Source organism: Paenibacillus qinlingensis, from assembly GCF_031455095.1.
GTDB lineage: Bacteria > Bacillota > Bacilli > Paenibacillales > NBRC-103111 > Paenibacillus_E > Paenibacillus_E qinlingensis_A.
The window spans coordinates 909,571-936,339 of record NZ_JAVDSB010000001.1; the positions used below are offsets into that span (position 1 = coordinate 909,571).

Below are 26,769 nucleotides of genomic sequence, written 5' to 3' on the forward strand. Positions count from 1 at the left end.
AAATAGCGCCGTGAAGGCGAAAGTTTCTTTCCATTAAGGGGGACCTACTGATGAATCGATCCATTAATATTCAGGACAATTTTCTAAATCAGCTGCGTAAAGAAAGCATTCCTGTTACTGTTTATTTAACGAATGGCTTTCAAATTAGAGGACTTATTCGTGCATTTGATAACTTCACCATCATTATTGACAGCGAAGGACGTCAACAAATGGTGTACAAGCATGCCATCTCTACCTTCACACCACAGCGTGCTGTTTCGTTAATGGCAGCTGCAGAAGCATCGGAATAATTGGGTTTTCGCTTCAATTTGCAACTTTTTAATGGACTGAAACGTCTAACCGAATAGAAACTTTTGGGAGCAACCTTGTATAAAGGTTGTTCTTTTGTTGGTTTCATCTTCTAAATTAGAGAGAAACGAAACGTAAGGGAGTTGGTGAATATGGATAAACCTACGAGACGTCCATCCACGCCGCAAACCAAGCCAAGGGAGTCCAAACAGAGCAATAATAAGGGATCCAAGAAAAAGCGATTTAGTGCACGTAAGCTCATTATGGGTACCATCATTGCAGCAATCGTTGCTGTCATCTGTGCGACAGGCATCTATATTGTTGTCATTATGAGCGGCTTCAAAATTTTGGATGCAAATATTGATAAAATTATTTCCACGACAGAGTCGACACTTATTTATGCACAAGAGGAAGGCAAAGATAAGGATGGGAAAGACAAACCTGCAACAGAGATTTCAAAAATTTATCGCGGTGAAAATCGGGAAAGCGTCAATATCAAAGACGTTCCAGAAAGACTGCAGCAAGCTTTTATCGCCACAGAGGATCGTCGCTTCAATGAACATTCCGGTGTAGATCTACGGGCGATCGGCCGCGCGTTGGCAACGGATATTATTCACATGAGCTATGTGGAAGGTGGAAGTACCATCACACAGCAGCTTGCCAAAAACGTATTCTTAAGCTCAGACAAAACCGCATTCCGGAAAGGTACGGAAATGTCGATCGCCTTTGCGCTCGATGAACGGTTTACGAAGGATGAGATTCTAGAGAAATATTTGAATCGTATTTTCTTTGGGAGTAACGCCTATGGTATTAAAGCAGCAGCCAAGGTGTACTTTGGCAAATCGAATTTGAATGACTTGGATGTATGGGAAATGGCGACACTTGCCGCGCTACCCAAAGCACCTTCCAGATATTCACCATTAACACATCCTGATTTATCCAAAGAACGTCGAGCCGTTGTTCTAAGACTAATGACGGATCAAGGTTATATTACAGAGGCTGAGCGTGCGAAAGCCGCAGCTGTTGATTATGTACCTCCTACGACTGGAAACACGGGGACCAAAGAGTATGCTTCTTTCGTTGACTATGTTGTTAATGAAGCAGAAGACATGTACGGTATTGAAGAAGATGAATTGTTGACAAAAGGTTATCGCATTTACACAACGATGAATATTAAAGCACAGCAAAACATTGAGAAAACTTATGCGAATCCGAGTTTCTTCCAAAAGGACGCAGCTGATGGTCAAAAAATTCAGAGTTCGATGGTCATTTTGGATAATAAAACCGGTGGTATCATGGGTTTAATTGGTGGACGCGATTATAAAACCAAAGGGTTCAGTCGTGTGTACTCGAAAAGACAGCCAGGATCTTCATTTAAACCAATTGCGGTGTACGCTCCTGCTTTAGAAAGTGGGAAATATACGCCATATTCGTTACTTGATGATACGCAGACTTCTTTCGGCTCGTATACACCACAAAACTATGACCGCCAAACACATGGGCAAGTGACGATGTTCGAAGCCGTCAAGAAATCCTACAATCTAGCACCTGTCTGGTTATTAAATAAAATAGGTGTTAGGACGGGGACTGATTTTGCTAATAAGTTAGGTACGACCTTAAACGCTCAGAAGGATCAGAATTTAGCGGTTGCGCTAGGCGGTCTTACGGATGGCGTATCGCCATTGCAAATGGCAACAGCTTACACGGCCTTTGCCAATCAAGGGGTTCAAAACAAAACGCACGCGATTCTACGTATAACCGATTCACAAGGTAAAGAAGTTGCGGCATACAAGCCGGAGAAAAAGCAAGTCATGCAGCCAAAAACTGCCTACTACATGACCTTGTTGTTGCAAGGTGTAGTAGAAACGGGTGGTACGGGTGTTAAAGCGAAGTTGAATCGGCCAGTCGCCGGGAAGACGGGATCTACAGGACTTGATATTAAAGGCATTGAACAGTACGATCGAGATGTCTGGTTCGTGGGCTATACGCCTGAATGGACTGCGGCCGTGTGGGAAGGCTTTGATAAAGTTGATTCCAAGCATTATGTGTCGGTAGGAAGCGGCAGCACAGCTGCTATTTTCAAGGAAGTCATGACGCTGTCGTTAGCGGGCAAAACAGTTACAAACTTTGTTAAGCCTGCAAATGTCGATGATTTGAAAGAACCGCCGACGGGGATTGCGGATGTATCAGCTGTTTACGTGCCAGAAACGAAGCAAGTGAAAATAGCATGGACTTCGCTAGGCGATAAAGTTAGCTACCAATTGTTCCGTAAAAGTTCAACTGAGGCAGAAGCGCAAATGATTATTCAAACACCTAAATCGCAAATTGAAGATACCACGATAAACAGTGGGGAAACCTATCAATACTACGTCGTTCCGATGGAAACGAGTTCGAATACGCCAGGTGCGAAGTCGAATGTAGTTACCGTCGAAATTCCAAAGGATGATTCGTTGCCGAATGGAGGGCTTCCATCTCCAACACCATCGATATCACCTTCACCTTCGCCAGGGAATGGGACCAGTCCATCTCCGTCACCTTCTGGGAAGCCAGGTCCTTCACAGTCGCCGGTGCCGACGATTAAGCCGGGTAATGGGAATGAAACAGGGCCTAGCCCGACGCCAAGTCCATCCATGAGTCCGAAGCCGACACCAACACCAACGCCGACACCTTCTCCCGGTAAGCCAACGGATGACAAGCCGAAGAGTGGGACTTAGTTGGCTAAGTGAGCCTGATAAGGCCCCAAAAGGGCCTTATATCTCTAGCGAGCCAAGGCGGACAAGCAAATAACGCCCCAAAGGGGCGTTAAAAGGCAGCTTGCTCGCCGCAAAGCGGTTGCTCGAGCATGACTCGCCACAATGCAGTCGCTCAACTGGCACTTACGTCCTGCAATGCCAATCTAATTAACTGGAGGATCCATCAATGAAATTTGCCACCAAGTCAATGAATTACAAAATGCTAATCACTGCTTCCTTGCTTACGCTAACGCTACTCGCTTCAGCATGCGGGAACAAGCCAACAGAAACGACTGGCGGGACTTCATCGCCAAGTACGAGCACTTCCTCTCCAACATCAGCAGCATCGCCGGCGACATCGCCTGCTGGAGCGAAGCAGTGGAGCAAAGCGCCTGATATGATCATTGATTCAAACAAAACTTATCAAGCTGAAGTGACTACTTCCAAAGGGACGTTCACCATTGACCTTTACGCCAAAGAAGCGCCAAAGACAGTGAACAACTTCGTCTTTCTGTCCAAAGAGGGCTTTTACAATAATGTGACGTTTCACCGTATTATCAAAACGTTTATGATCCAAACGGGAGATCCTCAAGGGACAGGAAGAGGTGGCCCAGGTTATAAATTTGCTGATGAGCTGAAAACAACGCACACCTACGAACCAGGTACGGTAGCGATGGCAAACTCGGGTCCTAATACGAATGGCAGCCAATTTTTCATCTGTTCGGGTGCGGATTGCGCTTCATTGAACAAGATGCCGAATTACTCGATTTTCGGAAAAGTAACGGCTGACGGTATGGCGACGATCGCTAAAATCGCGGAAACACCTGTGGAAAGAGATCCAAATGGTGGAGATTCTTCTCCAAGTAAGCCAAAAGAAAAGGTCACGATTAACACCATTACCATCAAAGAAAAATAAACTAACATAAACAACGCTTTCATGCTGGATAGGAGTGGATCTCATGAAACAACCGTGCTTATTGTTCCATGGATTTACAGGTGGACCTTATGAGGTTGAGCCGTTAGCTCGGCATTTACGAGAACGTGGTCAGCTATGTGAGGTACCGATCCTACCCTGGAATGGAGAGAGCCGTCATCAGCTTCATGCGTCGCGTTGGGAAGATTGGGTGCAGGCAGCCGAAAGGCATGCGGACAGAATGACAGAAACCTATGGGTCCTTTGATATGGTGGGGTTCTCAATGGGAGGTCTTCTAGCTGCTTATTTATCCGTTCGGTACCCTGTGCGCAAACTTATATTGTTAAATACAGCTGTCATCTATGTTAGCCCAGGCAGACTGCTGAACGTCCTCCGTGATGAATGGAAATATCAGCGGAAAATTACTTTAATAAAGGGGAAATCAACCCCGCTCGTTGCTACATGGCAATTTACAAGACTTGTTCGACATTTGAAGCCAGAGCTGAGTCAAGTGAATAAACCTACACTCATCGCGCAGGCGGAAAGAGACCAAGTGATCCATCCGCAAAGTGCGCGATACATTTATAGCAAGCTGAGAGGGCAGCGAGAGCTGCATTGGCACGCCAAATCGGATCACTTGATCTGTTTGAGCGAGGATGCACCAGCCTTATTTCGGCAAGTAAGTGCATTTTTGGATAAGGAGTAGGTTGGATGCCGGTAAAGCCTAGCATGAACAAGAAACAAAGCGCTATCAATCCCGCGCCAACGAAGAGGAAAGCCACTACGAGTAAAAGCAAACGGCCATCGAAGTTGTATCGTTTATTTGTAAGGACATTTCAAATTACATTGATCTCCTTTACACTACTGGTTGCATGGCTTGTTTTTATCCAGTGGAAGGTGCAGGTAGGGCCGCAACAGACTTTACCGAAGCAGGTCGATATCGGAATTGTATTAGGTGCTTCTTTACGCAATGATATACCGAGCCCAGGTTTGCAAGAACGGCTAGACTTAGCCGTGGATTTGTACAACCAAGGGCGTTTCAAACAACTTATCGTTACCGGTGGATTGGATCACAATGGCTCCAAGCTAACAGAAGCTGAGGGGATGCGGGACTATTTGGTGAAAAAAGGGGTGCCTAAAACAGGCATTTTAATCGAGCCTAATGCAACGAGCACCTATGAGAATTTACTGTTCAGCAAACAAATGATGGATGAAAAATCACTTGTGAGTTCCATTATCGTTACCCATAAGTTTCATGGCTCACGGTCACTAGATATTGCCAAAACACTGGGCTACATAGATCCGTTTGTCTCCACAACAAAATCAGAAGTACTTTTTATGCCTTATCATGATACGAGAGAAACCTTGGCTTACACGAACTGGTACTTAACCAAATTGCAACTGAAGCTTGGGCTAAAATGAAGAAAGCATGACAGGATAGCGAAGAACCGCTGTCTGTCATGCTTTTTCTCATCTAGCCGTTCACGATGGTGCCACCGTTGATATGAAGAATTTGCCCTGCCATATACGAGGAGTCCTCGCTGGCTAAGAATACATAGCTCGGGGCCAATTCACTAGGCTGACCTGCTCGTTTCATTGGTGTCGTAGAGCCAAAGACCTCGACTTCCTGAGCTGTGAACGTAGAAGGGATCAGAGGCGTCCAGATCGGCCCAGGAGCGACCCCATTCACTCGAATACCTTTGGCATTCAATTGGAGGGAGAGTGAACGTGTGAAGGTGACGATGGCGCCTTTGGTTGATGAATAATCGATTAATTGCTCGTGACCGTGGTAAGCGGTAATGGAGGCGGTGTTAATAATGGCACTGCCAGACTTCAAATGAGGAAGCGCGGCTTGCGTCATATAGAAGTAGGAGAAAATATTCGTGCGAAACGTTCGCTCTAGTTGAGCAGATGTAATATCTGTAATGCTTTGCTTAGGATGTTGTTCAGCGGCATTATTTACCAAGATGTCGAGCTTCCCGAACTCCTTGATAACTTGCGAGATGACTTGTTTGCAAAAGCTCTCTTCACCAATGTCACCTGCGATGTGCAGACACTTCCGGCCTGTTTGCTCGACATGTCGATGTGTTTCTTCCGCGTCCTGATGTTCATTCAGGTAAACGATGACAACATCTGCGCCTTCTTTCGCATAAGCAACAGCAATGGCGCGACCGATCCCGCTATCACCTCCCGTGATGATGGCCACCTTATCCTTGAGTTTACCTGCGGGTTGATAACTGGCCTTCTCAAATTCGGGAAGCGGCGTCATGTCAGATTCGATGCCTGGCTGGTGGTTCTGGTGCTGCGGTGGGAATACGGGTTTCTCCTTCGTGGCAGTCATGACATAGTCTCCTTTCATCCAAAGAAATTCTTTGTTAGGATGATACAAGAGCAGTCAAATCATACTTCACACGGTAATGATAGCCATATTTCGTTTGATATCCCAAGTTCCCATATAAGGAAACGGCGGGTGTATTGTTAGAAATAACTTGTAAATATTGCTGTGCAGCGCCTTGGGTCATGCTCCAAGTTGTCATGGCATGAAGAATGGCGTATCCGTAGCCTTTGCCGCGATGTTCTTCGTGCACAATGACATTGACGAAACCAGCCCAAGTTCCCTCTACGATGGCTGTGCCAAGTGCAACGATTTGTCCTCCTTCTTTTAGTGAGATGAAAGCTTTAGGAGATGGCATCCGATCACATAACCCTTGATAGAAACTCCTACGTTCTTCTGGGTACTTTTCAAGGTGTAGAAAGGCATCCAACCACTCTGGAGTTAGCGTTTCTGAAATATGTACATCTACGGACAAGGAAGTAAGATACTTCTTTTGCATGTACGTTAGGGCTTTAGCTGCTACGAATGAACTGTCAGCCGTCATCATGAGGCAAGGCGTATCGAGTTCATAACCTTGATCTTGCAACAGGAGATCCAATTGCTCAGGTGACGCATGACTGATATGGAAAATAGCAGGCAGGCCATGACTATGGTAAAATTGTTCAACACGTGAAAGCCAATTATCCTCACGCGGGTAAGGACCAACTGCAAAAACGCTGTTTGCCCGTTTGGTTATACCTTGTGAAGCTCTGACGAGCCAGTGATCAACCATGGAACTGGTTTCAGCTGGCCAAGTATTGACTGCTATGCGATCTAGGAATTCGAAAAAATCTTTTTCTGTTTGCATGAATAGAACCTCCATCTCCCTAAACTATTACATAAATATACATTTTGATGTATAAAAATTCAATAATTCATTTTCGGAGGTAAATAACGATGGAACTTTTATTGCGATCAGCGACATTGGAAGACTTCGATGCTGTGAATGCCATCATTCGAGAAGGTCAGGAAGAACATGCGGAGGCATTGCCAGATCGGTTTACCAGACTAGATCATGTAGTGGCTATGGGGTGGTATAGAAGCTTCTCGGCGAAGACGGACAAGGAGATCATTGTAGCGGTACTTGATTCTGAAGTCATAGGAGTGGCCATGCTAGAGATGAAACAGAGTCCAAACTATGATGCGTTAGTTCCACGCCAGTATGCGTATGTAAATGAACTTGCGGTAGCTTCCACACATCAGCGGCAAGGCGTTGGCAAGAAGCTCTATGAGGCTGCTACCCAATGGGCGCGAGCGCGCGAAGCTGCATCTCTAGAGTTGAATGTGTGGGAATTTAATGAGCGAGCCATGCAATTTTATGCATCCGTTGGTATGCAGACATTAAATCGCACCCTTACGTCAAATTTAAAGGATTAGAATAAAGGAGAATAGATATGCTTTTTATTGATAATGAAGGAATTACGGATCCGAGAATCAATTTGGCCATTGAAGAATTTGCTCTGCGACAGCTCCCAGCTGGCGAAAGTTATTTGCTTTTTTATATTAACGAACCCTCCATCATAATCGGTAAAAATCAAAATACAATTGAAGAAATTAATGCTGAATATGTCAAAGAAAATAACCTGCACGTTGTTCGTCGATTATCTGGGGGAGGCGCGGTTTACCACGATCTGGGCAACTTGAATTTTAGTTTTATCACCCAAGATGATGGGAATTCCTTTCACAATTTTCAAAAGTTTACGGCTCCCGTGGTTGAAGCACTGCATGGACTTGGTATCGAAGCGGAGTTAACAGGTCGCAATGATATTCAAGTAGGGGAACGCAAAATTTCGGGTAATGCGCAATTTTCAACGAAGGGGAGAATGTTTAGTCATGGCACGCTTCTGTTTGATTCGGAAGTAGAGAATGTCGTGTCAGCCCTTCGTGTTGATCCGGATAAAATTCAATCAAAAGGAATTAAATCTATCCGCAGCCGGGTTGCGAATATCGTTGAATTTCTGAAAGAACCCCTGACGATGGAGGCGTTCAGAGTGAAGCTTCTTACCTCTATTTTCGGAGTGAATGAAGCATCTGTGCCAACATACAAGCTTACTGAAGAAGACTGGAATCAGATTCATCAAATATCCGAAGAGCGGTATCAGAATTGGGATTGGAACTACGGCAAGTCACCCAAAAGTACGGTTCAACATGCGAAAAGAATTGAAGGCATTGGTCGAATTGATATTCGGCTAGCTATTGAAGAAGGACATATTAGGCAAGTGAAAATATTTGGCGATTTCTTTGGTGCACATGATGTCGCAGAGCTGGAAGAGAAGCTAACTGGTACACGGTATGAGGAGAATGTAGTGCGTGAACGCTTGTCTGATGTGGAGTTGAAAAGGTACTTCGGCGCTTTGGATAAGGAGATATTCATAGCTTTGCTTATGTTAGCCTAAGTCTCAAAGGAGCAAGTCACAACTAACCTTGTATTACTATGCTGGCTACGGTCTAAAATGGCGTTTCCAAGCGTAGGATGGTGGATACGAACTAATAAACCATCATGTAAACGAGGTGATCCTCATGAGTGGTAGAAGCTTGCCATCCAGACAAATCAACATCGTTTTACGGCAGCCGGAACCAGGCAGTCAGCGGCGTACTGTTGAGGGATCGGGTGGGCAGTCAGGAGCTGTCCCCCTTGCCGACGCCGAGCCAATGATTTCTGGCAAAAGGACGCCAATGGAGGGGCCGCTATCCGATATTTTCAAAGAGCTGAATCAGCTAATAGGCTTAGAAAATGTCAAAGAGCTGGTACATGAAATTTATGCGCTCCTCCAGATTTCACAATTTCGTGTTGAAGCTGGACTTTTGAGCAATGCTCATGTGTACCATATGATTTTCAAGGGTGCTCCTGGAACTGGGAAAACGACAGTAGCACGGCTTCTAGGCCGCATGTTTCATGCTATGGGCGTACTGAGTAAGGGACATTTCATTGAAGTGGAACGGGCAGACCTTGTAGGTGAATACATCGGGCATACCGCATTGAAAACACGCGAACTGATGAAAAAAGCGATGGGCGGCGTCCTATTTATTGATGAGGCATACAGCTTGGCACGTGGCGGCGAGAAGGATTTTGGCAAGGAATCCATTGATGCGCTAGTTAAAGGCATGGAAGACAAGAAAAATGAATTTATCCTGATTCTGGCTGGCTATAGTGATGAAATGGAGCAATTCTTAGCGACAAATCCTGGACTTCCTTCGCGCTTTCCCATTCAAATTGAATTCGAGGATTATGCCATTGATCAACTGATCCAAATCACGGAGTTGATGGCGAAGGATCGGGAGTATGTGCTCTTACCGCAAACCCTTGCGAAATTAAAGCAACATCTCGCTGAAGAGAAAGCGATGACCTGGCGGGCGTTCAGCAATGCGAGGTATGTTAGAAACATACTGGAAAAAGCGATGCGGCATCAAGCCGTTCGATTACTTAGTCAGTATGTGAACACACCATCCAAAATCGAACTGATGTCGATTCGTCCGGAAGATGTGAAATTTAAATAGGGATTTAAAAGCCAATTAACTTATTTTAGTTAATTGGTTTTTTTCGTATGTAAAAAGATTGACAGTTAAGCGGATCGGAGTAAAATAAACAGAGTAAATAATCCATTGATAATGATTATCAATATTACTTATAAATGAAATGAGACGACATTATGTTTGTCACTCCAAAGGAGTTGTCATGTTTGCGAAAAATCATCTTATCAAGCTGGATAGCACTGCTATTGTTCTTATCTGTTCCACTGGGCGTTGGCGCAAAGGCGCAGGATGACTTGGTCAAGGAAGATGTGGGGATTGTAAGTGCGATTCAGGCTGCAGAAAACGGTCAGATCGAGCAGGCAACGAAGTTGTTTGAAGCTTTTCAAATCAATTGGCTGAGTTATGAAGATGGCATCAAGGCGCAATCATTGGCTGCCTATCAGAAGATTGAAGGCGCGATGGGAGAAGCGTCCTTGCAAACAATGAAGCAGCCTGTTGATGCGCAGAAGCTCGCTGCAAAATTGAAGGAATTACATACGTTGAATCTCTATTTCATAGAAGGGAATCTCGCCGCATTTGGTTCTTCTGCAAAGAGTGACAGCCAGATCACCGTAGCCTCTCTTGTGACGTTGTTGGAGAGGGCATCAGATCAAGTGAAGCAAAAGGATATAAAGGGAGCAGCAGATAGTATTCAAACGCTTCGTAATTCCTGGTTGCTTATTGAAGGAATCGTATTGACACAATCTCAGGCTGTCTATACCTCAATGGAGCGAGACATGGTAACGGCATATGCACAGCTTTCCGCTGCGCCGCCACAAATGGAGGATGCGGTTGCAACGATTTCTCGGATGCATGCCGCTTTACAACCATTAGCCGCGAAAACAAGCTATACAATGCTTGATGCCACGACGATCATTCTTCGGGAAGGGCTTGAAGCCTTATTAGTAGTCATAGCATTACTAGGGTTTCTCAAAAAGGCTGGCCATGAAGATAAGAAGAGATGGATCTGGTTTGGTGTGTATGGAGGACTTATTGTCTCTCTAGCGCTTGGCATTGTGGTTCAGCAGTTGTTTTCGGCGAGCGCCTTTGGTAACAATAACTTTCTAATTGCTGGTTGCACAGGGGTATTTGCCTCGCTCATGCTCCTGTATATGAGCTATTGGCTTCATAGTAAATCAAGCATTTCCAATTGGCAGTCCTACATTCGTAATCAAAGTGTTAAGGCATTGGCAACTGGAAGTTTGGCTTCCCTCAGCTTACTTGCGTTTCTAGCTGTGTTCCGTGAAGGGACAGAAACGGTCCTGTTTATGATCGGTATGGCATCTTCGATTTCTTTAGCTTCCTTGCTTGGCGGGATTGGAATTGGTGTTAGCATCCTGCTTATTGTAGCTTTCTTGATTCTGAAGATCGGTCTGCGTATTCCAATGCGCCCTTTTTTCCTAATCTCAAGTGTTTTTGTCTTTTATTTATGTTTCAAGTTTGCAGGGATGGGCGTTCACGGACTGCAATTAGCTGGTTATTTGCCAGCGACAACAGCCGATTGGCTGCCAAGCTGGGATGCCGCAGCTTTATATCCTACTTTAGAGAGCGCAATTCCTCAATTCATCTTATTGCTTCTGGCGCTGTTAGCGGTGATTTGGGATCGTCGTAAAACACGACAGACGAGAAATATATCTTTAACTAATAAATCCTAATTTAAAGAAAAGTGGAGGGAATATCCCATGAAAAAAAGTCAACAACTCATTATTTTAGCAGCAGCAACAACACTTGTACTCGCAGGTTGTGGAAAATCAGAGCCAACAGAGGTTGCGAAAGTACCTTTTAAAGAAGGTTCCTCAACGTTAGTGACGAGTGTCGATAGTTTGAAGGGCCAATTAGATGCCGCGAAAGTCAAGGATGCTAAGAAACTTGCTGATCAACTGCAAGATCAATGGGCCAGCTTTGAAGATGAAGTGAAACCGAAATTCCCGGAATTATATTTTAAAGTGGAAAAGTACTTAACTCCGCTAGAAGCGGGATTAAAGGAAGATAAGCTGGATTTTCCTACCTTAACAGCTTTAAATACAAATTTAAAATCAGCTCTGACGGAGCTGACAACCTCTTTTACAGATAATAAAGGTGCGGTTAATAAAGACGTGATTGAAGCTTCTGCTGCGCTTAAGGATGCGGCCAAAGCTTATAACAAGTATGTGCAAGACCAAGGTAACCAACTGGTGACAGTACTTGATCAATTGAATACAGCTATTAAAAGTGGTGATTTGAAAAAAGCGACTGAAGCTTATGGACTAGCTCGGATGCCATATGAGAGAATTGAGCCCATTATTGAAACGTTCAGTGAGCTGGATGGCGTTATGGACGCACGTGTGGACGATTTTAAAAACGAAAAAGATCCTGCTTTTACAGGGTATCACCGAATTGAATATCTACTGTTTGTGAAGAAGAATGTGAAGGATGCCGAGCCATTTGCTGCGCGTTTGCTTGAAGATGGTAAGAAGATGCAACAAGCGATTGCAGGTACAACGATTGCTCCTACGGATTTTATCGCAGGTGTTGGCGAATTGATGGAAGAAGCACAATCCAGCAAAATTACAGGTGAAGAAGAACGTTGGAGCGGTGCTACAGTGCCGGTGATTCGCGCCAATGTAGAAGGTGCACAAGCGATCTACGATCTAGTTAAAGTGGAATTGAAGAAGAAAGATGCAGCGTTGGATGAGAAAATTAGTAAGAGTTTGGCGACGGTTATCGAGACGATAAACACTCTTTCACCTGTTGGTCCAACTTGGAATGACTTCAGTAAATTAGAGCAAGCCAAACAAGTCGATCTGAAGAATAAATTAGAAGCATTGGCTGAACCGCTTGTAAAGATGCCAGGAACCTTAAGCAAATAAATAAAAGTGGGTGAGCGGTATGTCTGGCAAAATGAATCGACGAGCTTTCTTGGGGATGACGGCTGCAGGCGCTGCGGGCGTAGTTTTGGGAGATTTGTTGGGGAAAGCGCAAGCTGCGATTCCGACGAATAAAGTTGCCGCCAACACTACCTCTGAGATCCTGGATTTTTATGGAAATCATCAAACAGGTGTTGTTACACCCCAGCAGAACTTTGCAAATGTAGCAGCTTTCGATGTAACGACAAGTGATGTGAAGGAACTTCAAGCGCTTCTGAAGCAATGGACGGAGATGGCGGCCACGCTTATGGCTGGCAAACCGCTCGCAGTTGAGCCGCAGGATGCGGCGTTTCCGCCAACGGATACGGGGGAGCAGTTGGGGCTTGATACAGGGAAATTAACCCTTACATTTGCCATAGGCGCTTCTCTTTTTGAAAAGGAAGGCATGGATCGTTTCGGTCTTCGTTCGCGTAAACCTGCTGGTTTAACGGAAATGCCGATCTTCCATAAAGACTCACTGGAGGAGCAATTGACCCACGGAGACATTGTTGTGCAAGCATGTTCCGATGATCCGATCATCTGCTTCCATGCGATTCGCAATCTATCTAAAGCGGCTAGAGGCGTTGCTCATTTGCGTTGGCAGCAAACGGGGCAGCTCGGTGTGAAAGCACAGGGGACGAAGCGGAATTTGTTTGGTTTTAAGGATGGTACAGCAAACCCAGCCCTGCAGGATGAATTATTTATGACAAATAATGTCTGGGCTGATGCAGGAGATGGTACACCTTGGTTAGCTGGCGGTACGTATATGGTCGTTCGCCGCATTCATATGCGGATTGAAACGTGGGATCAACAGTCCTACGCTGATCAAGAAGAAATCATTGGCCGTCAGAAGGTATCAGGTGCCCCGATTGATGGCAAAGCGGAGTTCGATACACCGCAGTTTGAAGCAGATGCCGACGGCAAGGTGACATCTCTAGATTCACATATACGTCTTTCTAATCCACGTACGGGAGAGAATTCGGAACGTGAGCGTATCTTGCGACGGGGTTATAATTTCATGGAAAATCTAGACAGTGTAGGTCGCATTAATGCAGGTTTGTTGTTTGTCTGTTTCAATCGAAATATCCAAACCCAGTTTGAATCGATCCAAAAACGATTAACGAATCCGAAAATGCCGGATCAAATGCTTGCCTATACGGATACGACAGGTGGAGGCTATTTTGCTGTTTTGCCTGGTGTTCCTTCGAAAGGCTCCTATTTAGGGCAATCATTATTTGAGTAAAATACGTGGGTGTTAACAGGGCTGTTGCGTGGGTAGATTATTCTACTTGTGTGACAGCTCATCTTTTTAAAAGGAAGTCCGTTATAATCGAATTTTCCTGAGAGGCAAATTGACTTTCCTAATCATTTCCTACACAATAATGAAGGAATAGGCCAGTAGGGCCTTATTTCAGTCATTTTAAGTCATTTGCAGGAAGTTAAAGGAGACGACTATGAAAACAACTTCACATATGGTAGAGAAAGACATCGATGACAGAGCTGTGCTCGTCAGTTTGATTACACAGAAACAGAAGAAAAATGAGCTTTTGGCCGAATATTCGTTGCAAGAGCTAGTGAAGCTGGCAGAAACTGCTGGTGTTCAGGTGCTGGAGACAATGACACAGAACAAAGAAGCCAAGGATACCAAGTGGTTTATTGGAAAAGGAAAGGTCGAAGAATTAAAGCTAATGTTGGAAGAGCTTGGCGGAAATACAGCGATCTTCGACCAGGAACTGTCAGGTGCACAGGTTCGTAATTTGGAAGCAGCACTTGATGTGAAAATTATTGATCGTACGCAGTTGATTTTGGATATCTTTGCCCAACGTGCCAAAACTCGTGAAGGGATTATTCAGGTTGAACTAGCGCAGCTAAGCTATCTGTTGCCGAGACTTTCAGGGCAAGGTAAAAACCTGTCTCGTCTAGGCGGCGGTATCGGAACGAGAGGTCCCGGTGAATCGAAGCTGGAAACCGATCGCCGGCACATCCGTGGGCGCATTGACGAGCTTAAGGCACAGCTGGAGGAAGTTGTTCGTCACCGTACACTGCACCGAGAACGTCGTAAGAAGAGCGGTGTATTCCAAGTCGCTTTAGTGGGGTATACCAATGCAGGGAAATCTACGTTGTTGAAACAACTAACCCAGGCGGATGTCTATATTGAGAATCAACTTTTCGCTACCCTAGATCCAACATCACGCACAATGGTATTACCAAGCGGGAAGGAAATCGTTCTTACAGATACAGTAGGTTTTATTCAAAATCTTCCCCATGATCTTGTCGCTTCGTTCCGCGCCACGTTGGAAGAGGCGAATGAGGCTGATTTGATTCTTCATGTGGTAGATAGCTCAACGGATATGCGGGGCGAGCAGATGCGTGTCGTGCAGGAAGTGTTGGAAGAGCTTGGCGCTCATCAGAAAGAACAAATCACGATTTTTAATAAAATTGATCTTTGTCCTGCGGAAGATCGTGAAATGCTTACAACGGAAGGCGAATTCATGAAAATGAGTGCCTACACGCCTGACGATCTAGAGCGTCTTCGTATTACTATTGAAGGTAAGCTGATGGGCGATAGCAAAGAATTCCGCATTCCAGCTAATAAAGGGGATATCATTGCCCTCATGTATCGCATTGGCGAGGTACTTGAGACCGATGTGGATGGGGAAGACATGATCTTCAAGGTTCGAGTAAACAAGGAGGATTATGTCAAACAGGCCTATCTGCTGGTAGATTACGATCAATCGGTAGAGAAAAAGTCAGAGCAGGATGAGAACGAGGGAGAGAGCAACTAAGATGCATTTCGGGGAAAAAGTACTTGCAAGAATGGAAAAGGCGGAGCAACGCGTAGAGAGCGCTTTTCGTCAAATCGAGAAAACCATTGATCGTAATCAATGGAAGGTCATTGAAGCCTTCCAAAAACATAAAGTAAGTGATTATCATTTTGCTTCATCGACGGGGTACGGGTATAATGACCGCGGCAGAGAGGTGCTGGATTTAGTGTACGCGGATGCAATGGGAGCGGAAGCAGCACTTGTGCGGCCTCACTTTGTATCAGGCACGCATACGATTGGTACGGCTCTGTTTGGCGTGCTTCGACCTGGCGAACATCTACTTTACATCACGGGTAAGCCCTATGATACGTTGCATAAAGTCATTGGTAAGCCTGGCGATGGCACAGGCTCCCTCCAAGACTTCGGCATCGGCTATGACGAAGTCGAGCTCTTGGAAGATGGCTCTCCGGAATGGTCCGCCATCACCGCAGCCATTCAGCCGAACACGAAGGTGATCGGCATCCAGCGTTCACGCGGCTACTCGTGGCGGCCGTCGTTCACGATCGAACAAATCGGCGAAATGGTCCGATTTGTCAAAGAGATCAACCCAGAGCTGATTGTCTTCGTGGATAATTGCTATGGCGAATTCACAGAGCCGCAGGAACCGACGCAGGTTGGCGTCGATCTCATGGCCGGCTCGCTGATCAAGAACCCCGGCGGCGGCATCGCCCCTTCCGGCGGCTACATCGCCGGGCGAGCTGACCTCGTCGAGCTCGCCGCGTACAGACTGACCGCCCCCGGTATTGGGGGCGAGGTCGGAGCCATGCTCGGCGCGACACGAGCCATGTTTCAAGGGCTATTTCTTGCCCCGCATTTGGTGGGGCAAGCCGTCAAAGGCTCGGTCTTCGCAGCTGCGATTTTCGAAGACCTCGGCTTTGTGAGCTCTCCGCGTTGGGACGCGCCGCGGACGGATTTGATTCAAGCGATCCGCTTCACGTCGGCGGAGCACTTGATCACTTTCGTCCAAGGCATCCAGAAGGCGTCTGCTGTCGATTCGCATGTCGTGCCAGAGCCTTGGGACATGCCTGGCTACGAGCATCCGGTCATCATGGCTGCAGGCACATTCATTCAAGGTGGCAGCTTGGAGCTGTCCGCAGATGCGCCAATTCGAGAGCCATACATCGCATATATGCAGGGCGGCTTGACCTACTCACATTGCAAGTTAGGTGTACTAACGGCTATCCAACATATGGAAGACAAGGGATTACTGTGAAAATTTAATCTGTGAACAAACCTGACACTCCTTGACACGTTTTTGTTAGAAAGGTACAATGAGAGAGAGGTACTTACTGACCAGGAGTGATTAGCATGAGTGATGAAATACGTAGAAATATGGCGTTATTCCCTATCGGAATCGTCATGAAGCTGACTGATTTGACAGCAAGACAAATTCGGTACTATGAGCAACACGAACTGATCATCCCGGCACGTACGGCTGGTAATCAACGGCTCTATTCGTTTAATGACGTGGAACGTCTTCTTGAGATTAAAGATTTGATTGAAAAAGGTGTCAACATTGCAGGTATTAAGCAGGTTCTAATCCCTGTGGATAAGGATTCTGAGGATGCCACCATCCTTAACGAGCACACGGAAGTGAAACGGAAAGAATTAACCGACTCTCAATTGCACAAAATGCTGAAGCAGCAATTGATTGGCGGGGGTAAACGTCCGGATCAAGTGTCTTTGATTCAGGGGCAATTGTCCAGATTTTACAAATAAAATCAGTTGTCCAATCGCTTAACATTTGAGAGGAGAATGCACACGTGAGTTATAACATTAACTATTCCAAAGAAGATATTCTTCGTATTGCCAAAGCAGAAAACGTTCGTTTCATCCGTTTGCAATTCACAGACTTGATGGGAAGTATTAAGAACGTAGAAATTCCTCTAAGCCAACTTGAGAAAGCGCTTGATAATAAAATGATGTTCGATGGATCTTCTATCGAAGGTTACGTTCGTATTGAAGAGTCGGATATGTATTTGTATCCGGATTTGGATACATGGGTTATTTTCCCATGGGTTACAGAAAGCAAAGTTGCACGTTTAATCTGTGACATTTATATGCCGGATGGCACGCCATTCCCTGGGGATCCGCGCGCTATTTTGAAAAACGCATTAAAGCAAGCAGAAGAAATGGGTTACACGGCGATGAATGTTGGACCAGAACCAGAATTCTTCCTTTTCAAAACAGATGAAAAAGGTAACCCAACTGCGGAGTTGAATGACCAAGGTGGTTACTTTGATTTGGCACCGATGGATCTAGGTGAGAACTGCCGCCGTGATATCGTGCTAACTTTGGAAGAAATGGGCTTTGAGATTGAAGCTTCTCATCACGAAGTAGCGCCAGGCCAACACGAAATCGATTTTAAATATGCAGATGCGATCAAAGCAGCTGACCAAATTCAGACTTTTAAGCTTGTTGTCAAAACAGTAGCTAGACAGCATGGCTTGCACGCAACGTTTATGCCGAAGCCATTGTTCGGAATGAACGGATCAGGGATGCACTGTCACCAATCCTTGTTCAAGGGTGAGACGAATGCGTTCTATGATGAAAGCGATAAATTAGGTTTGAGCACAGTAGCAAGACAATATATGGCGGGCGTACTTCGTCATGCGCGTTCTTTTGCAGCGATTACGAACCCAACGGTTAACTCCTATAAACGTCTAGTTCCTGGTTATGAAGCGCCTTGTTATGTAGCATGGTCAGCTAGTAACCGCAGCCCGATGATTCGCATTCCAGCTTCCCGTGGTCTAAGCACGCGTGTTGAAGTTCGTAACCCGGATCCAGCGGCAAATCCATACTTGGCATTGGCAGTTATGCTAGCTGCTGGTTTGGACGGAATCAAGAACAAAATGCAACTTCCTCCGCCAACCGATCGTAACATTTATGTGATGACGGAAGAAGAGCGTGAAGCTGAAGGTATTCCTAGCTTACCGCTTAACTTGAAACAAGCTTTAGATGAATTGCTACGTGATGATGTTGTTTGCGATACACTAGGCGAACACGCGTTGGCACATTTCTATGAGTTGAAGGAAATTGAGTGGGACATGTACCGCACACAAGTTCACCAATGGGAAAGAGATCAATATCTATCCCTGTACTAGGCAGCGAAGCCCTTGGCGCTCTAAGCGTCGGGGGTTTTTCTTTGGGGAGGAACAGGCTAAGATTGCCAACCCCTTATGGGGTGCGGTATCATAGAGATAGATCTTATTTGACAACTACATAGGATAAGCCTGTCAATCTCGTCTCGGTATCGATGGGAAGAGTTGATGGGCTTTTTAATGCGAAGGAGCGTAATTGAACAATGGACAATTTTAATAGAAATCTAGAAAAGTATGCAGAGTTAGTGATTCGCATTGGGGTTAATTTGAATAAAGGTCAGGACCTCTTGGTAGAGGCGCCGATTGAGACGCTTGATTTAACAAGGCTTATTGTCCAGAAAGCTTATGAAGCAGGTGCAAAATATGTGCATGTGCATTGGCAAGACGATGTCGTAACACGTAGCAAATTTGATCATGCGCCGGATGAATCCATGGACTATTACCCGGAGTGGTACACGACGATGTTGGAGCGCTTTGTAGAAAATGGCGGCGCATTGTTGAATATCAAGGTTCCGAATCCGAACTTGTATGACGGGATTGATGCTAGTTTAATTTCGCGTGCATCGAAAGCTGCATCGACGGCGAGAGCCAAGTACCAACAGTACGTACGTACAGGCCAGTTCAGCTGGTGTCTGATCAAAGCGCCTACAGAAGCCTGGGCGAACATGGTGTATGCGGATTTGCCTAAAGAGGAGCGTATTCCTGCGATGTGGGATGCTGTTTTTAAATTCAATCGAGTATATGAAGATGATCCTATTGCGGCATGGCAGACACATTTGGATACGCTAAAGTCCACGCATAGCTTGTTGAATGAAAGAAGCTATAAAGCGCTGCGTTATCGGGCTACAGGGACTGATCTACGAGTTGAGCTGCCTGAGGGACATATTTGGCTAGGCGGGGATAATGAGAACGCTCGGGGCATCCGTTATGTGGCAAATATGCCGACGGAAGAAGTGTTTACCATTCCTAACCGAACAGGGGTAAGTGGGACTGTAGCGAGTACGATGCCGTTAAATATCAATGGGGCATTAGTAGATCGGTTTTCATTTACGTTCGAAGCAGGTAAGGTTGTAGATTTCCAAGCTGAAGTGGGTTATGACCATTTGGCTCGTTTATTGGATATGGATGAAGGTGCGCGTTATCTAGGAGAGGTTGCGCTTGTACCGTTTGATTCTCCGATTTCCAATGTTAATCGTATTTTCTATAACACGGGTATAGATGAGAATGCGTCATGCCATTTGGCCTTAGGCAGTTGTTATCCGATCAATTTAAAGGAAGGGACTACGCTGTCCAATGCGGAGTTGAAAGCTCGAGGAGGGAATAGCTCCTTGATCCATGTGGATTTCATGATAGGTTCTGCGGAACTTGAGATCGATGGGGAGCTAGCAGATGGGACGATCGAACCGATTTTCCGTGCGGGGAACTGGGTGTTAACTTTTTAAAAAGATGAAAAAAAGCAGGCTCTCAAAGTGAGATATCACTTTGAGGGCCTGCTTTTTTGCGGTATTGGTGTCTTACATATCCCGGAACAAACCGATAACGCGCCCAAGGATCGTTACATTCTTCAAGAGAATAGGCTGTAGCGCGGAGTTCTCAGGTTGAAGGCGAATGTGATCCTTCTCCTTGTAGAAACGCTTAACGGTAGCTTCATCATCTTCGGTCATAGCGACAACGATATCGCCGTTGTTCGCTGTTTGTTGTTGTTTAACAATGACATAGTCGCCATTATGAATGCCAGCTTCGATCATACTGTCACCCATAATGCTGAGCATGAACACGTTGTTGTCACCAACCATGCTGGTAGGAAGCGGGAAATAATCTTCGATATTCTCAGTGGCTGTGATCGGAACACCAGCCGTTACTTTACCAACGAGGGGAACACGAGCGACGTTGACATTGAACTGGGTTTCGGCACCATCAAGCCCTAGAATTTCGATTGCACGCGGTTTAGTAGGATCTCGACGAATCATGCCTTTTTTCTCAAGACGCTCCAAATGTCCATGTACAGTTGAACTGGAAGCTAGTCCAACAGCTTCGCCTATTTCTCTAACGGAAGGCGGGTAGCCCTTATCTTTCACTTCGTTCTTAATGAATTCCATGATTGCTTGTTGACGCTGCGAAATTTTACTCATAAGATATCACTCCAATACTGGGAATCATTACCCAAAGTATAACATAGAACCCGAGTTCGTACAAACATAAGTTCGAGAAATGGTTGACTCAAACATGTGTTCGTGTTATTCTGATATCAGAACAAATGTTTGGGGGATGATTTTATGTATATGGCTTATTCACAATCGAACGGAAGAACAACACTTCAAGGTACTGCTCAAGCATCCAAAGGGATGACGACTAAACGGGGTCATGCGAAACTACTACTTCGTTTCTTGCTGATAGCAGTCATTCTTGGAACTGTGTTTTCGTTTGGTGCGATTGTACAAGCCTATGCAGGTGATAGTGCGGTTACAGCGTCTACACCAATTGCTTCCATTCAACCATCAGCACAACCGATTCAACACGAGAAGATTGTCATTCAAAGTGGTGATACACTGTGGGATATCGCAGACTCTCACAAAAACAAGGGTGAGAACACACGTTCTTACGTCGAACGATTGAAATCATTTAATCATTTATCGAGCAGTTCGCTACAAGCGGGTCAGGTTCTATTACTTCCTTAATACGTACATTTTTAGCTATCTATATAGATGAAAGTTAAGCCATGGACCTTTAGGTCTATGGCTCTTTATGATGTATCCTTGACAATCACAAACGGTGATGGCAAAGTAATACTCATATTGAAATTTTGACTGGGAGGATTACAATGAGTGACAGCATGGATAAAACGATTGAGCGCATCAATGAATTAGCTCGTAAAGCGAAGACAGTTGGCCTTACAGATGCAGAAATGGATGAGCGCAACGAGCTGAGAAGGAAGTATATTGATGCATTCAGAGGGAACCTGAAAGTCCAATTGGATTCGATTAAGTTCACTGACGAAGAGAATTAAGCTTACACATAGATACTACATTCAAAGGGGAAATGAATGATGACGTTGAAAGCTGTGCTTTTTGATTTGGATGATACGCTATTATGGGATGATCGTAGTGTGGAGGAAGCCTTTACTGCAACTTGTGAAGAAGCAGCGAAGCATGTCGATGTAAAACCTGAGGAATTAGAAGCGTCTGTTCGTAAAGAAGCAAGAAGTTTGTATGAATCTTTTGAGACGTTCCCATTTACGAAAATGATTGGGATTAATCCATTTGAAGGACTATGGGCTAACTTCACGCAAGGCGAAGATGAGAACTTCCGTAAGTTAGAGAAGCTAGCGCCAGGCTACCGCACGGAATCGTGGACAAGAGGATTAGCAGCGCTTGGGATCGAGAATCGTGAGCTGGGCTACAAGCTAGGTGAGTTTTTTGCAGCTGAGCGTCGCAGTCGTCCTTATGTATATGAAGAAACGTTCCGCGTGTTAGACGCGTTGAAGGGTAACTACAAGCTACTTCTTCTGACGAATGGTTCACCAGATCTTCAAAAAGAGAAATTAGCAGGTGTTCCTGCGATTGCTTCTTACTTTGATCACATCGTAATTTCAGGTGAATTCGGTCAAGGGAAGCCAGCTGCGGCTATTTTCAACTATGCATTAGGGCTGCTTGAGATCAATGCTGAGGAAGGCATTATGATTGGGGACAAGCTAACGACAGATATTTTGGGTTCGGGAAGCATCGGTATGCGCAATATTTGGATTAATCACCACGGACTACAAAGTGGCGATGAAATCGTACCTGCTTACGAAGTAAGCCGTCTTCAAGAAGTATTACCGATTATTGCGAACGGTTAGGTCATAAGGTCTATTAATAGAAAAGCCCAGCAGCTAAGCAAGACGTAATGTCCTGTGCTGTTGGGCTATTTTTTACGAAGTATAGATTAAGCTTTACTGAATTGTGGATCATCGACATTGTAAGCAACCCAACCATCTTTTTCGATGAAAAGGCGAACAGCAACGATCTCACGGTTATCCATCAAAGTGAAGAAGTGGTTCGTGTTCTCTGGTACGGAGATGACATCTCCTGGCTCAAGTTCAACATCGAAATAGCCGTGTTCTTCGGATTTGATAATGAAAATTCCTTTACCTGAAACGATGGCACGAATCTCATCTTCGGTGTGCGTATGCACTTGCTCGAACTTCTTCAGAAGCTCTTCGATATTCGGAGTTACATCAGAAAGGGAAATAACGTCCCAAATTTCATACCCGCGTCTAGCGGCTAGATCTTTAATTTCTGGTTCATACGTGGAAATGATTTCTGCTTTTTCTTCATCACTTAGGATAAATTTCTCGCGTAGTGGGGCAGGAAGCTTGTTTGCATCCCAGTGTTCATAGACAACTTGTTGACTATCCAAGAAGGCTTTAACTTCATTTTCGCCTTCGATGCGTTCATTTGTATTACGAATTCTAATTTGTGCCACGCTACATCCCTCTTTCTTCAATAAATATATACATATTATAGTGGAAATCATGGTAACTGTCGATGGAAGGAAATAAATATTTCCGATAAAACCCATAGGAATTTATGATAATTCAAAATCTTTTCATAAAGGCCTTATTCTGTTACACTAAATCTTAACATAATTTGTCGTTTTTTTTATTACGGTTTAGGAAAAGTTGAAAGGGAGTCTATTCATGAAGAAACCACCGATTCAAGAACAACTAAAGAAAAAGATTATGATCCTAGATGGTGCCATGGGTACGATGATCCAGCAGGAGAATTTGACGGCTGATGATTTCGGAAGTGATGACTTAGATGGGTGTAATGAAATCCTATGTGTGACACGCCCAGATGTCATTCAAAAAATTCACGAAGCTTATTTCGCCGCTGGCGCTGATATGATAGAAACGAATACCTTCGGTACGACAAGTGTCGTTTTGGCGGAATATGACTTGCAAGATCGTCATCGGGAGTTAAATATCGCTGCTGCCAAATTGGCAATTGCGGCTGCTGAGAAATATTCCACACCAGAATGGCCGAGATACGTTGTGGGGGCAATGGGTCCGACAACCAAGACCCTATCCGTAACGGGTGGTGTGACTTTCGAGCAACTGGAAGAAAGCTACTACGAACAGGCGCTTGCGCTTGTTGAAGCTGGCGTTGATGCGATGTTGTTGGAGACTTCCCAAGATACACTCAACGTGAAAGCAGGAAGTATTGGGATTCGCAGAGCTTTTGAAACTTTAGGTGTAGAGCTGCCCATTATGATTTCCGGAACAATTGAGCCCATGGGTACAACGCTTGCTGGACAAAATATTGAATCGTTCTATATTTCACTCGAACATTTGAAGCCGATTTCGATGGGTTTGAACTGTGCAACAGGACCAGAATTCATGAGAGATCACATCCGTACATTAGCCGGTATTGCAGATACAGCGATCAGCTGCTATCCGAACGCAGGCTTGCCGGATGAGAATGGTCACTATCACGAATCACCAGAATCTTTGGCGAAGAAGATGGCTGGATTTGCAGAGCAAGGCTGGATCAATATTGCCGGCGGCTGCTGCGGAACGACGCCTGAGCACATTCGTGCGATGGCTGAGACGTTAGCGAATTACAAGCCAAGATCGGAATATGGCTCCCATCCACCTGCGATTTCAGGTATCGAGACCGTCTATATTGAGCCAGAGAACCGACCTATCATGGTTGGCGAGCGGACGAATATTTCCGGATCCAGAAAGTTTAAGCGTCTGATTAAAGAGGGCAAATTTGAAGAGGGCTCTGAAATTGCTCGGAACCAAGTGAAAAACGGCGCACATGTTATCGACATTAATCTACAAGATACCGATATTGACGAAGCCTACGCAGTAGAGGAATTCATGCAAGAGGTTGTCAAAAAAGTTAAAGTGCCATTAATGATTGACTCGACGTATGATCACATCATTGAGCTTGGACTCAAATATTCACAAGGTAAAGCGATTATCAACTCGATTAACTTAGAAGATGGAGAAACGAAATTCGCAGGGATTTTACCATTGATTCACCGTTACGGAGCATCTGTCGTATGTATTCTGATTGACGAGCGCGGCCAAGCGGTATCGCGTCAAGCGAAAATCGAAGTGGCAACTCGTTCCTATGAGCTTCTTACTGGCAAGTATGGGATGAATCCGGAAGATATTATTTTTGATCCGAACATGTTCCCTGTTGGTTCAGGAGATCCGCAATACATTGGTTCTGCCGTGGAAACCATTGAAGGGATTAAGCTGATTAAAGAGAAATATCCGCTTGCAAAAACGATTTTAGGACTAAGTAATATCTCATTTGGTTTACCGGATGCAGGTCGTGAAGTTCTGAACTCGGTTTATCTGTACCACTGTACGAAAGCTGGACTTGATTATGCGATCGTAAATACGGAGAAACTAGAGCGGTATGCATCGATTCCGGAAACAGAGCGTCAACTAGCAGAAGAACTCATTTATAATACAACGGATGAGACTTTGGCGAATTTTGTCGCTCACTTCCGTGAGAAAAAAGTCGAAAAGAAAGAGAAGATTTCCAATCTATCTCTGGAAGAGAGACTGGGTTCTTATGTTGTTGAAGGTACAAAAGAAGGTTTAATACCGGACTTAGAAATCGCACTTCAAACCTATTCCCCACTAGAGGTCATTAATGGGCCGCTCATGAAAGGAATGGAGGAAGTTGGGCGTCTCTTTAATGGGAACGAACTTATCGTAGCTGAGGTGCTGCAAAGCGCTGAGGTAATGAAAGCGTCCGTTAATTACCTAGAAGCATTTATGGAGAAATCCGAGACTGCCGTGAAGGGTAAAATTATTTTGGCAACTGTCAAAGGGGACGTTCATGATATCGGGAAAAATCTCGTTGAGATTATCCTGTCCAATAACGGATACAAGATTATTAACTTAGGGATTAAAGTACCGCCGGAACAAATCATTGAAGCTTATCGGAAAGAACAAGCAGATGCGATCGGGCTATCTGGCTTGCTAGTTAAATCCGCACAACAAATGGTAATTACTGCGCAGGATTTGCGGACTGCAGGTGTGGATGTACCGATTCTCGTTGGTGGAGCTGCGCTGACTCGGAAATTCACCAAGACACGTATTCAACCGGAATATGAGGGTGTAGTTCTATATGCGAAGGATGCGATGGATGGTCTGGATATTGCGAACAAGTTGAGTGATCCTGAGCAGCGCAAACGGTTGATTCAAGAACTTCGTGATAGCTTGGAATCCGATGTGATGGATACGGGGAAAAAAGAAGAGAAGCTGCCACAGCTTACACGCGTGAGTTCGTCAGCTGTTTCCAAAGATCTGCCTGTTCAAGTACCGCAGGATACGGATCGTCATATCTTGCGTGACTATCCTATCAGCCATTTGATGCCTTATGTGAATATGCAAATGCTGTTAGGTCATCACCTTGGTTTGAAGGGGAAAGTCGAGCAGTTGTTGAGTGATAAAGATACGAAAGCGATGCAGTTGAAAGACACAGTTGACTCGATTCTCCATGCTGCCCAGCATAATGGTATTATTAAGGCTCATGGTATGTATCGCTTCTTCCCAGCACAGTCCAATGGGAATGATGTCATCATTTATGATCCGTCAGATACAAGCAAGGTACTCGAGACATTTACATTCCCTCGACAAGACAAGGAGCCGTACTTATGTTTGGCCGATTATTTGAAATCCGTTGAAAGCGGCGAAATGGATTACGTAGGTTTCTTACTCGTGACAGCTGGCCATGATATTAATGAGTTGGCTAAGGAATGGCGCGATAAAGGGGATTATTTGAAATCTCATGCTTTGCAAGCGACAGCTTTAGAAGTAGCAGAAGGTTTTGCTGAGCGCGTTCATCACATTATGCGTGATGTCGTTGGGATTGCAGATCGCGTGGATATGACCATGCAAGAAAGATTCGGGGCCAAATATATCGGTCAACGCTTCTCATTCGGTTACCCAGCATGCCCTAATCTCGATGATCAGGCGAAGCTGTTTAATTTGTTGAAGCCTGAGGATATCGGCGTTGAGCTGACGGAGTCGTTCATGATGGAGCCGGAAGCATCTGTCTCTGCGATTGTTTTTGCACATAAAGAAGCACGTTACTTTAACGTAGGATAAGTAGGGGGAGAGCGAGGCAGCC

24 protein-coding genes are annotated in these 26,769 nt (G+C 45.0%); 20 read left to right on the forward strand and 4 right to left on the reverse strand.

The annotated features are described in order from the left end of the window. Positions 1-50 precede the first annotated feature (50 nt). From hfq to J2736_RS04085, 5 genes are all read left to right on the forward strand, one after another. Complete coding sequence (gene hfq, locus J2736_RS04065; protein WP_029193229.1) at positions 51-290, forward strand: RNA chaperone Hfq; 240 nt, start codon at positions 51-53, stop codon at positions 288-290. 150 nt (positions 291-440) lie between these two features. Then, positions 441-3,002, forward strand: coding sequence for a transglycosylase domain-containing protein (locus J2736_RS04070; RefSeq protein ID WP_310223793.1), 2,562 nt, complete (start codon positions 441-443; stop codon positions 3,000-3,002). A 205-nt stretch (positions 3,003-3,207) separates the two neighbouring features. Beyond that, a complete protein-coding gene (locus tag J2736_RS04075; RefSeq protein ID WP_310223795.1) occupies positions 3,208-3,936 on the forward strand; it encodes a peptidylprolyl isomerase in 729 nt (242 codons plus the stop codon). Positions 3,937-3,979: 43 nt separating this feature from the next. Further along, positions 3,980-4,639, forward strand: coding sequence for an alpha/beta hydrolase (locus tag J2736_RS04080; protein WP_310223796.1), 660 nt, complete (start codon positions 3,980-3,982; stop codon positions 4,637-4,639). A 23-nt stretch (positions 4,640-4,662) separates the two neighbouring features. Beyond that, positions 4,663-5,355: a YdcF family protein gene (locus J2736_RS04085; RefSeq protein WP_310223798.1), complete on the forward strand. Its 693-nt coding sequence runs from the start codon at positions 4,663-4,665 to the stop codon at positions 5,353-5,355. A gap of 52 nt (positions 5,356-5,407) precedes the next feature. Here J2736_RS04085 and J2736_RS04090 read toward each other — a convergent pair whose 3' ends face one another. After that, on the reverse strand, positions 5,408-6,274 hold the full coding sequence (locus tag J2736_RS04090) for an SDR family oxidoreductase (RefSeq protein WP_310223800.1): 867 nt from the start codon (positions 6,272-6,274) through the stop codon (positions 5,408-5,410). A 34-nt stretch (positions 6,275-6,308) separates the two neighbouring features. Further along, on the reverse strand, positions 6,309-7,115 hold the full coding sequence (locus J2736_RS04095; protein ID WP_310223802.1) for a GNAT family N-acetyltransferase: 807 nt from the start codon (positions 7,113-7,115) through the stop codon (positions 6,309-6,311). 89 nt (positions 7,116-7,204) lie between these two features. Between J2736_RS04095 and J2736_RS04100 the strand changes: the two genes are divergently transcribed. The 11 genes from J2736_RS04100 to J2736_RS04150 all read left to right on the forward strand — a co-directional run bounded on the left by J2736_RS04100 (position 7,205) and on the right by J2736_RS04150 (position 20,073). Continuing rightward, positions 7,205-7,684, forward strand: a complete 480-nt coding sequence (locus tag J2736_RS04100) for a GNAT family N-acetyltransferase (RefSeq protein ID WP_310223803.1) — start codon at positions 7,205-7,207, stop codon at positions 7,682-7,684. Positions 7,685-7,701: 17 nt separating this feature from the next. Further along, on the forward strand, positions 7,702-8,703 hold the full coding sequence (locus J2736_RS04105; RefSeq protein ID WP_310223805.1) for a lipoate--protein ligase: 1,002 nt from the start codon (positions 7,702-7,704) through the stop codon (positions 8,701-8,703). Positions 8,704-8,827: 124 nt separating this feature from the next. Further along, positions 8,828-9,805, forward strand: coding sequence for an AAA family ATPase (locus J2736_RS04110; protein WP_310223808.1), 978 nt, complete (start codon positions 8,828-8,830; stop codon positions 9,803-9,805). Positions 9,806-9,987: 182 nt separating this feature from the next. Continuing rightward, positions 9,988-11,475: an FTR1 family iron permease gene (locus tag J2736_RS04115; protein ID WP_310223810.1), complete on the forward strand. Its 1,488-nt coding sequence runs from the start codon at positions 9,988-9,990 to the stop codon at positions 11,473-11,475. Positions 11,476-11,502: 27 nt separating this feature from the next. Next, entirely contained in the window at positions 11,503-12,669 is a 1,167-nt protein-coding gene (locus J2736_RS04120) for an EfeM/EfeO family lipoprotein (protein WP_310223812.1), read from the forward strand. Between the two features lie 19 nt (positions 12,670-12,688). Beyond that, on the forward strand, positions 12,689-13,948 hold the full coding sequence (gene efeB / locus J2736_RS04125; RefSeq protein ID WP_310223813.1) for an iron uptake transporter deferrochelatase/peroxidase subunit: 1,260 nt from the start codon (positions 12,689-12,691) through the stop codon (positions 13,946-13,948). Between the two features lie 211 nt (positions 13,949-14,159). Then, positions 14,160-15,491 carry a GTPase HflX gene (gene hflX, locus J2736_RS04130; protein ID WP_310223815.1) on the forward strand — a complete coding sequence of 444 codons (1,332 nt, stop codon included), beginning with the start codon at positions 14,160-14,162 and terminating at the stop codon, positions 15,489-15,491. 1 nt (position 15,492) lies between these two features. Next, complete coding sequence (locus tag J2736_RS04135; RefSeq protein WP_310223817.1) at positions 15,493-16,743, forward strand: methionine gamma-lyase family protein; 1,251 nt, start codon at positions 15,493-15,495, stop codon at positions 16,741-16,743. A 95-nt stretch (positions 16,744-16,838) separates the two neighbouring features. After that, a complete protein-coding gene (locus J2736_RS04140; protein WP_047676992.1) occupies positions 16,839-17,249 on the forward strand; it encodes a MerR family transcriptional regulator in 411 nt (136 codons plus the stop codon). 56 nt (positions 17,250-17,305) lie between these two features. Beyond that, positions 17,306-18,634, forward strand: a complete 1,329-nt coding sequence (gene glnA / locus J2736_RS04145) for a type I glutamate--ammonia ligase (protein ID WP_310225191.1) — start codon at positions 17,306-17,308, stop codon at positions 18,632-18,634. 200 nt (positions 18,635-18,834) lie between these two features. Then, positions 18,835-20,073, forward strand: coding sequence for an aminopeptidase (locus J2736_RS04150; protein WP_310223824.1), 1,239 nt, complete (start codon positions 18,835-18,837; stop codon positions 20,071-20,073). A gap of 72 nt (positions 20,074-20,145) precedes the next feature. On the opposite strand, the gene lexA is transcribed toward J2736_RS04150, so the two are convergent. Then, complete coding sequence (lexA, locus tag J2736_RS04155; protein ID WP_310223826.1) at positions 20,146-20,763, reverse strand: transcriptional repressor LexA; 618 nt, start codon at positions 20,761-20,763, stop codon at positions 20,146-20,148. Between the two features lie 144 nt (positions 20,764-20,907). On the opposite strand from lexA, the gene J2736_RS04160 reads away from it, so the two are divergent. The 3 genes from J2736_RS04160 to J2736_RS04170 all read left to right on the forward strand — a co-directional run bounded on the left by J2736_RS04160 (position 20,908) and on the right by J2736_RS04170 (position 22,469). After that, a complete protein-coding gene (locus tag J2736_RS04160; RefSeq protein WP_310223828.1) occupies positions 20,908-21,309 on the forward strand; it encodes a LysM peptidoglycan-binding domain-containing protein in 402 nt (133 codons plus the stop codon). Positions 21,310-21,452: 143 nt separating this feature from the next. Beyond that, on the forward strand, positions 21,453-21,638 hold the full coding sequence (locus J2736_RS04165) for a DUF896 domain-containing protein (protein WP_310223830.1): 186 nt from the start codon (positions 21,453-21,455) through the stop codon (positions 21,636-21,638). A gap of 39 nt (positions 21,639-21,677) precedes the next feature. Continuing rightward, complete coding sequence (locus tag J2736_RS04170) at positions 21,678-22,469, forward strand: HAD family hydrolase (protein ID WP_310225192.1); 792 nt, start codon at positions 21,678-21,680, stop codon at positions 22,467-22,469. A gap of 86 nt (positions 22,470-22,555) precedes the next feature. On the opposite strand, the gene J2736_RS04175 is transcribed toward J2736_RS04170, so the two are convergent. Further along, on the reverse strand, positions 22,556-23,095 hold the full coding sequence (locus J2736_RS04175) for a 1,2-dihydroxy-3-keto-5-methylthiopentene dioxygenase (protein WP_310223832.1): 540 nt from the start codon (positions 23,093-23,095) through the stop codon (positions 22,556-22,558). Between the two features lie 214 nt (positions 23,096-23,309). On the opposite strand from J2736_RS04175, the gene metH reads away from it, so the two are divergent. Beyond that, the gene (metH, locus tag J2736_RS04180; protein ID WP_310223834.1) at positions 23,310-26,747 is read left to right on the forward strand and encodes a methionine synthase; all 3,438 of its coding nucleotides are present in this window, start codon (positions 23,310-23,312) and stop codon (positions 26,745-26,747) included. The last annotated feature ends 22 nt before the right edge of the window (positions 26,748-26,769 follow it).

Excerpts from the sequence above, each read along its gene's own strand:
- hfq (WP_029193229.1), top strand. The coding sequence starts at position 51 with ATGAATCGATCCATTAATATTCAGGACAATTTTCTAAATCAGCTGCGT.
- J2736_RS04070 (WP_310223793.1), top strand. The coding sequence starts at position 441 with ATGGATAAACCTACGAGACGTCCATCCACGCCGCAAACCAAGCCAAGG.
- J2736_RS04075 (WP_310223795.1), top strand. The coding sequence starts at position 3,208 with ATGAAATTTGCCACCAAGTCAATGAATTACAAAATGCTAATCACTGCT.
- J2736_RS04080 (WP_310223796.1), top strand. The coding sequence starts at position 3,980 with ATGAAACAACCGTGCTTATTGTTCCATGGATTTACAGGTGGACCTTAT.
- J2736_RS04085 (WP_310223798.1), top strand. The coding sequence starts at position 4,663 with ATGAACAAGAAACAAAGCGCTATCAATCCCGCGCCAACGAAGAGGAAA.
- J2736_RS04090 (WP_310223800.1), bottom strand. The coding sequence starts at position 6,274 with ATGACTGCCACGAAGGAGAAACCCGTATTCCCACCGCAGCACCAGAAC.
- J2736_RS04095 (WP_310223802.1), bottom strand. The coding sequence starts at position 7,115 with ATGCAAACAGAAAAAGATTTTTTCGAATTCCTAGATCGCATAGCAGTC.
- J2736_RS04100 (WP_310223803.1), top strand. The coding sequence starts at position 7,205 with ATGGAACTTTTATTGCGATCAGCGACATTGGAAGACTTCGATGCTGTG.
- J2736_RS04105 (WP_310223805.1), top strand. The coding sequence starts at position 7,702 with ATGCTTTTTATTGATAATGAAGGAATTACGGATCCGAGAATCAATTTG.
- J2736_RS04110 (WP_310223808.1), top strand. The coding sequence starts at position 8,828 with ATGAGTGGTAGAAGCTTGCCATCCAGACAAATCAACATCGTTTTACGG.
- J2736_RS04120 (WP_310223812.1), top strand. The coding sequence starts at position 11,503 with ATGAAAAAAAGTCAACAACTCATTATTTTAGCAGCAGCAACAACACTT.
- efeB (WP_310223813.1), top strand. The coding sequence starts at position 12,689 with ATGTCTGGCAAAATGAATCGACGAGCTTTCTTGGGGATGACGGCTGCA.
- hflX (WP_310223815.1), top strand. The coding sequence starts at position 14,160 with ATGAAAACAACTTCACATATGGTAGAGAAAGACATCGATGACAGAGCT.
- J2736_RS04135 (WP_310223817.1), top strand. The coding sequence starts at position 15,493 with ATGCATTTCGGGGAAAAAGTACTTGCAAGAATGGAAAAGGCGGAGCAA.
- J2736_RS04140 (WP_047676992.1), top strand. The coding sequence starts at position 16,839 with ATGAGTGATGAAATACGTAGAAATATGGCGTTATTCCCTATCGGAATC.
- J2736_RS04150 (WP_310223824.1), top strand. The coding sequence starts at position 18,835 with ATGGACAATTTTAATAGAAATCTAGAAAAGTATGCAGAGTTAGTGATT.
- lexA (WP_310223826.1), bottom strand. The coding sequence starts at position 20,763 with ATGAGTAAAATTTCGCAGCGTCAACAAGCAATCATGGAATTCATTAAG.
- J2736_RS04160 (WP_310223828.1), top strand. The coding sequence starts at position 20,908 with ATGTATATGGCTTATTCACAATCGAACGGAAGAACAACACTTCAAGGT.
- J2736_RS04165 (WP_310223830.1), top strand. The coding sequence starts at position 21,453 with ATGAGTGACAGCATGGATAAAACGATTGAGCGCATCAATGAATTAGCT.
- J2736_RS04170 (WP_310225192.1), top strand. The coding sequence starts at position 21,678 with ATGACGTTGAAAGCTGTGCTTTTTGATTTGGATGATACGCTATTATGG.
- metH (WP_310223834.1), top strand. The coding sequence starts at position 23,310 with ATGAAGAAACCACCGATTCAAGAACAACTAAAGAAAAAGATTATGATC.